This window comes from Kitasatospora sp. NPDC001095 (assembly GCF_053598615.1).
On sequence record NZ_JBSFKQ010000113.1, the window covers coordinates 1 to 4,576 of the forward strand.

Here is a 4,576-nt window from a genome sequence, read left to right on the forward strand (position 1 = left end):
CCGCCACCTCACCCACCGAGTGCCCCACCACGAAGTCCGGCCGCACACCCAGCCACTCCACCAGCCGGAACAGCGCCACCTCCAGCGCGAACACCCCGCCCTGGGTGAACAGCGTCTGCCCCAACACCCCCTCCTCGTCCTCGAACAGCACCTCCACGGGCAACCCCAACAACCCGCAGACCTCGTCCAACGCCCGCGCGAACACCGGGAACGACCGGTACAAGCCCCGGCCCATCCCCGCCCACTGGCCCCCCTGACCGGAGAACACGAACGCCGACCTGCCCGGGGAGGCAGTGCCCGTGACGATTCCGGGTTTTCCGTCGATCAGCGCGTCCAGGCCGGCCGGGTCCGTCAGCACGGCACGGTGCGGGAACCGGGCCCGCGCGGCCAGGTCCGCGGCCACCTGGGCCGGTGTGACCTCGGGGTGCTCGGCGAGGAACCCGCGCAGCCTGCGGGCCTGGTCGCGCAGGGCCGCGTCCGACTTGGCCGACAGCAGCCACGGCATCGGCACCGCGGCCACAGGGGCGGGCGTGGGAGCGGCAGGGGACTCAGGCGAGGTCTCCTCGGCCGGGGCCGGGGCTTCCAGGATCACGTGCGCGTTGGTACCGCTGATGCCGAACGCCGACACGCCCGCGCGACGCAGGTGGCCGTTGTCGGGCCAGGGCCGGGCCTCCGTGAGCAGCCGGACGCTCCCGGACTCCCAGTCGACGTGGGAGGTCGGCGTGTCCACGTGGAGGGTCCGCGGCAGTTCACCGTGCCGCATCGCCATGACCATCTTGATCACACCCGCCACACCGGCCGCCGCCTGGGTGTGGCCGATGTTGGACTTCACCGACCCCAGCCACAACGGCTCCACCCGGCCCTGGCCATAGGCGGCCAGGAGTGCCTGGGCCTCGATGGGGTCACCGAGCGTCGTCCCCGTACCGTGCGCCTCCACCGCATCCACCTCGGACGCCTCCAACCCGGCGTTCGCCAGCGCCTGCCGGATCACCCGCTCCTGCGACGGACCGTTCGGCGCGGTCAGCCCGTTGGACGCCCCGTCCTGGTTCACCGCCGAACCCCGCACCACCGCCAGCACCCGGTGACCGTGACGACGGGCGTCGGACAGGCGTTCCAGGAGCACGACACCCGCACCCTCACCCCACGCCGTACCATCGGCGGCCTCGGCGAACGCCTTCACCCGCCCGTCGGCCGCAAGCCCCCGCTGCCGCGAGAACTCGACGAACCCCGCCGGCGTCGCCATCACCGTCACCCCACCGGCCAGGGCCAGCGAGCACTCCCCCGAACGCAGCGCCTGCGCCGCCAGGTGGATCGCCACCAGCGACGACGAGCACGCCGTGTCCACCGACACCGCCGGACCCTCCAGCCCCAACAGGTACGACACCCGCCCGGAGGTCACACTCGTCGCCGTGCCCGTCGAGAGGTAGCCCTCCAGGTCGGGCGGCTGTGCCCCGGCGCCATAGCCCGAGGACCAGATGCCCGTGAAGACGCCCGTCCGGCTGCCCCGCAACGACGTCGGATCGATCCCCGCGTCCTCGAAGGTCTCCCACACCGTCTCCAGCAGCACCCGCTGCTGCGGATCCATCGCCAACGCCTCCCGCGGCGAGATCCCGAAGAACGCCGCGTCGAAGTCTCCGGCGGCGTCGAGGAAGCCGCCCCACCGCGTGTACGACCTCCCCGGACCACCGGCCGGATCGTAGAGACGACCCACGTCCCACCCACGATCCGAGGGGAACTCCCCCACCGCGTCCACCCCACCGGACACCACATCCCACAACTCCTGGGCGGACCCCACCCCACCCGGATAGCGGGCCCCCAGCCCCACCACGACCACCGGATCATCCGACACCGGAACCCCGACCGGCACGGGTGAGGCAGGGGCCTGGCGGCGGGCGCCGACCAGGAGGTTCCGCAGGTGACCGGCCAGCGCGTCGGGGGTCGGGTAGTCGAAGACCATCGTCGCGGGCAGCCGTACCCCGGCGGCCGCGGACAGGCGGTTGCGCAGTTCCACCGCAGTGAGCGAGTCGAAGCCCAGGTCCTTGAAGGCCCGCTCGGCGCTGACGGCCGAGGTGTCGGTGTGGCCGAGGACCGCCGCCGTCTGGCCGGTGACCAGTTCCAGGACGCGGCTGTGCTGCTTGGTCTCGGGCAGAGCCGCCAGTTCCCTGCCCAGGGTCGGCCGGTCCGTGCGACGGGCGGGCCTGGTACGGGTGAGGCGGCTGAGGAGGGGGCGGGTGGACGTCGCAGACAGGTCGAGGTGTGCGGGGACCAGCACGGGATCGGCGGCGCCCAGGGCCAGGTCGAACAGTTCCAGCGCCTGGTCCGTGGGCATCGGCAGCACGCCGGCGCGGGCGAGGCGCTTGAGGTCGGTGTCGGTGAGGTGTCCGGTCAGCCCGCTGGCCTCGGCCCACTGTCCCCAGGCCAGCGATACGCCGGGCAGACCCAGGGCACGCCGGTGCACGGCGAGGGCGTCCAGGAAGGCGTTCGCGGCGGCGTAGTTGGCCTGGCCCGGGCCGCCCAGCACCCCTGCGGCGGACGAGAAGAGCACGAACGCGCTCAGGCCGAGGTCCTTCGTCAGCTCGTGCAGGTGCCAGGCGGCGTCGGCCTTGGGCCGCAGCACCTGGTCGATCCGGCCGGGCGTGAGGGATTCGACGACGCCGTCGTCGAGCACGCCGGCGGCGTGGACGACCGCGGTCAGCGGATGCTCGGCCGGGATCGAGTCCAGGACGGCCGCCAGCGCGTCCCGGTCGGCCACGTCGCAGGCCACCACCTCGGCGTCGAAGTCCACCTCCGCCGCGGTCCTGCTGAGCAGGAGCAGGTGCCGGATGCCGTGCCGGTCGCGCAGGTGCCGGGCGACGAGGCGGCCCAGTGTTCCGGTGCCCCCGGTGATCAGCACGGTGCCGTTCGGGTCGAGCGGGCCGGGTGCCGGGGCCGCTTCGGCCCGTACCAGGCGGGCGGCGCGGGCGGCGCCGTCGCGGACGACCAGCTGGGGTTCGTCCCCCGCGACGAGGACGCGGTCGTCGGTGTCGACGAGCACGAACCGGTCGGGGTGTTCCGCCTGGGCCGCGCGGACCAGGCCCCAGACGACGCTGGACGACAGGTCGACGGGGTCCGGCCCGACCGCCCCGCGGGTCACGACGGCCAGCCGGCCGTCCCCGTCGCGCAGGAAGTCCTGGAGCACGCCCAGCGTCTCGGCGGCGACGGTGTGCGCGGCGGCCACGGGGTCTCCCGCCGGGGGCGTGACGTGGTGGACGGCCGGGGGTTCGCCGGTGCTCTCGACGGGCACCCAGTCGAGGCGGAAGAGCTGGTTGGCCCCGGCGCCCGGGATGCCCGGCGGCCGGTGACGCACGGTCAACGCGTCGATCACCGCCAGCGGCCCGGACTCGTCGGCGAGCGCGACCCGGAAGGTGTCGGGGCCGGTGGGTGTGAGGCGGACCCGGGCCGTGGAGCCGGCTTTCCGCATCGACACCCCGGCGAAGGAGAACGGCAGGCGGCCGGCCGCCAGCAGGGTCAGCGGCTGGAGTGCGGCGTCGAGCAGCGCGGGGTGGAGACCGAAGCGGTCGCGGGTGTCGGCGGGCAGCGCCACCTCGGCATAGAGCTCGTCGCCCTGCCGCCGGATCTCGCGTACGCCCGCGAACACCGGCCCGTACTCGTAGCCCTGGGCGGCGAGGGTGTCGTAGAAGTCGGTCAGGTCGACGGGCTCACCGGCCGGCTGCCAGGGCTCGCCGGTGTCGTACGGGTGGGGGCGGTCGCCGGTCGCCAGCATGCCGGTCGCGTGCCGCAGCCAGGTGCCGCCCGTCCGGGAGTGCACGGTGACGGGGCGCCGGCCCGTCCCGTCCGGTGCGCCGACGACGACCTGGACCGGCACGGAACCGTCGTCCGGCAGGATCATCGGAGCTTCCAGCACCAGTTCGTCCAGGACGTCGCAGCCGGCCTGCCGTCCGGCGTGCATGGCGAGTTCGACGAACACGGTGCCGGGCAGCAGCACGGAGCCCAGGACGACGTGGTCGGCCAGCCACGGCCGGGTGGCCGTCGAGAGCCGCCCCGTGAGCAGGACGCTCTGGTCCCCGGCCAGTTCGACGACGGCCCCGAGCAGCGGGTGCCCGGCCGAGTCCAGTCCCGCCGCCGACACGTCGCCCTTCGCGGCGGTGGGCGTCAACCAGTACGGCCGGTGCTGGAAGGCGTACGTCGGCAGCGGGACGTGGTGGGGCTCGCCGGGGAAGACCGGCGTCCAGTCGACGGCCACGCCCTGCGTGTGCAGGCGCGCCAGGGCGAGGTGGAATTCCTGCCGGCCGCTGCCGCGGCGCAGCGTGCCGGTCACGACGCCCTCCATCACCGGCACCAGTACGGGGTGCGGGCTGACCTCAACGAACACGCCGTGCCGGTCCTGCGTGAGGGTTTCGACGGCGAGGTCGAAGCGTACGGGTTCGCGGAGGTTGCGGTACCAGTAGTCGGCGTCGAGGGCGGAGGTGTCGACCGGTTCCGCGGTGACGGTGGAGTAGAAGGGGACGTCCGCGGTCCTCGGCTCGATCCCGGCGAGGTCGGTGAGCAGTTGCTCGCGGATCGCCTCGACCTGGGC

General features: G+C 73.9%; 1 protein-coding gene. It reads right to left on the reverse strand.

Annotated features, from left to right (window positions below; translation table 11 throughout):
- Positions 1-4,576, reverse strand: a 4,576-nt coding sequence (locus ACWDBB_RS35945; protein WP_449793611.1) for a type I polyketide synthase, incomplete at both ends; no start/stop codon positions are given.